Source organism: Collinsella sp. Sow4_E3, assembly GCF_052116285.1.
Taxonomy (GTDB): Bacteria; Actinomycetota; Coriobacteriia; order Coriobacteriales; family Coriobacteriaceae; genus Collinsella.
In genome coordinates this window covers 1-2768 of sequence record NZ_JBQKLJ010000043.1, presented here as the reverse complement: position 1 = coordinate 2768, position 2768 = coordinate 1, and the positions used below count along the sequence as shown (strand labels likewise).

The following is a 2768-nucleotide window of genomic DNA, read 5'->3' as shown; positions in this document are numbered from 1 at the left end:
TGGAGCGTTCTTGGTATAGGTAACCGTGAATTCTAAGTCCTTTGAGTCCCCGTTAACTGTTTGCTTGTCAATTTGCGCCTTGTCAGCTGTATAACCCTTTAATTCAGGACTTTTGACTGCGTCAAAGCTTTGATCTGCTGACCAATTACCATACGTCTTTTCCCCAGTTACTGCGTCAGTTGAGACTTGACGTGTGAAGTCGACAGAAGCAGTGTGCTTATTGGCCACCTCGTGTCCATTCTGATCAACATAGCTGACGGTCTCATTAACTGTCTTCTTCTCTGTCGTGATCGTTGGAGCATTCTTGGTATATACATAATAAACAGTTTGATCGTTAGCTAAGAATGGTACAGCTTCCGAGGTTGTTAGCTGTTTACCATTTAATGATGACACAGGGCTATCGCTAGTAACGAGTGTGTATCCTTTAATATCTTTGGGTGCGACTTGATAGTCAGGAGATTGGGTCGCAATACTTGAACCTGCTGGATAACCATATGAATACGCTTGTGTTGCTAATTCTTTGCCATCCTTATCCACATAATGCACTGTAACCTTAAATTGTCCTTCTGATCGGGCATTTGATGGTGTTGTGTTAGAACTAATGTTATTTGATGTAACTTTTGTTACTGTTCCATCGCTTGCAACACTATACTGGGTACCAGTTCCTTGCAGTGTGTTTTTTATGCTTGAATCAGCAAAACGAAATTCTGATTGAATGCCCATACTTTGGAAGGCATATAGAGTGGCCAGTTTTTTATTAAGTTCAGAGTTTACATCATCCGTTCGGTTTACTTCTTGCGCAGCATCTGCCTGTGTTGCGGCATCGTCATTAGGATATAAGTCATGAAAAGTATAGGCACCATCACCAACTACCTTACCAAGATTGTAGGCAATAGTATATTGTCCATTACCTTCATTAATTACAACACCGGAGTGCTTACCAGCTTTATTTAGCGCAGCTAAAATATCATCATCACTAGTGCCAGCTGGTAAAGTTATCAGACTAGTAACCCCGCTGCCCTGTCCAAAATCTTTTCCAACGGAATTATCATTTTTAATCAGATAAGTTCCATCTTCACTTATTTTCAACGTGCCACTACCAATGTATTTACCCAAATTAACTTGTGTAATTACTGAACCTCCAGTTGTAACACGTTCTATATTTATAATGTTTCCAGTTGGAATACTGGTATCTGCCGGTGTGTTTTTTGCCCCTGATAGGGCATTATTAAGATAGTTGGGATCAGTAATCATTGTACCAGTATTAATTTGACTCGCAGTAGGACCATACGCAAAGTCGCTACTTCTATAGTCACCAGTATCCTTCTCGTAAATTCTCTTTACAGGCACAAAAGTGAAAGTATTATCACCAATAGTTAAAACAATATTCTGATTACTATTCGTAGTAACCAGTGAAGAAGTTTCACCGGGTTGCTCCGTTACAGTAGCAATTACTTTTTTCCCGCTAGTTGGGTCAAAACTATCGCCAATAGTAATAATATAGCTTCCACTTGTACCATAGCGACCATCCATCTGATATTTAATTGTACCAACGTTTTGGATATCCAAGCTAGTCCCTGAACTAAGTGCTGAACCAACTAAATCTGATGAATTATTAGTGACACTAACTGGAATTTTAATAGTTGATCCAGGAGTTAACGTACCATCTTGTGTTAGCGTGAATCCTAGGTTAATTGCCTTTAGGTGTGCTGACTGACCAGATAAATTGAATGAACTGCCATTGTTCATAGTGCTTCCGTCACTGGCTGTTACAGATACTGTGAAATCTGAAATTTGACTTGGTAACGATGAGCTTGTGTTTAAACTTTTCGCTGAGTTAACAGCCGCTGTACGATTTTTTGTAGAACTACCATTAGCATCAGTACTTGTAGTATCGTTGCCAGATGCAGAGTATTCATTAGTGCTGGTGGCATTAGCTGAATCGGCCTTCGTTGCACTGCTACTACTTGCTACAGTAGCTGCTGATGAAACAGCGCTCTTCGTATCACTAGTGCTGTTTACAGTGGCGGCAGTTAAGTTCCCTGAGGTGGTATCAGCATTTACTGCACTGCTGCTACTTGCACTGGTCGTTTCAGCATTTACTGCACTACTGCTACTTGCACTGGTCGTTTCAGCATTTACTGCACTACTGCTACTTGCACCGGTCATTTCAGCATTTACTGCACTACTGTTATTTGCACTGGTCGTTTCAGCATTTACTGCACTGCTGCTACTTGCACTGGTCGTTTCAGCATTTACTGCACTACTGTTATTTGCACTGGTCGTTTCAGCCCTTACTGCACTACTTGAGGTACTGGTAGCTACCACATCAGCTGACACTGGCTGACTTGTAACTAGCACCCCTAATCCAAGTGCAAACATTGATGTACCGATAACTAGCCATCCTTTGTGAGATTTAACCATTTTGTATCGAGTTGTTTCTTCTACATAATGGACTTTATTTTTCTTACCGATGATTTTACGCATGTTTTGTTGTCTCCTTTTAGACTTATTTATTTTCCAATGAAATTAACTAGCAATTCGGGTTTATTAAGATAAACTTGAATTGGCTGTCTTAATTTTATAGAAGGTATTATATATTTTATCACAAATAGGTTCTGTTGCAAAGTTTTCCAAAAAATCTATTTTAGTGTAAAATTGAGAAAAAAGACAGAGAGGACAGAGTAATGAATCATTTTAAAGGCAAACAATTCAAAAAAGACGTCATTATTGTCGCTGTTGGTTACTACCTGCGTTACAATCTAAGC

1 protein-coding gene and 1 pseudogene are annotated in these 2768 nt (G+C 39.6%); one reads left to right on the top strand and one right to left on the bottom strand.

The annotated features are described in order from the left end of the window. Positions 1 to 2487, bottom strand: a 2487-nt coding sequence (locus ACTQ48_RS10970; RefSeq protein WP_441570934.1) for a mucin-binding protein, incomplete at its 3' end; no start/stop codon positions are given. Positions 2488 to 2687: 200 nt separating this feature from the next. On the opposite strand from ACTQ48_RS10970, the pseudogene ACTQ48_RS10965 reads away from it, so the two are divergent. Beyond that, a pseudogene (locus ACTQ48_RS10965) lies at positions 2688 to 2768 on the top strand (IS6 family transposase); the annotation flags it as partial.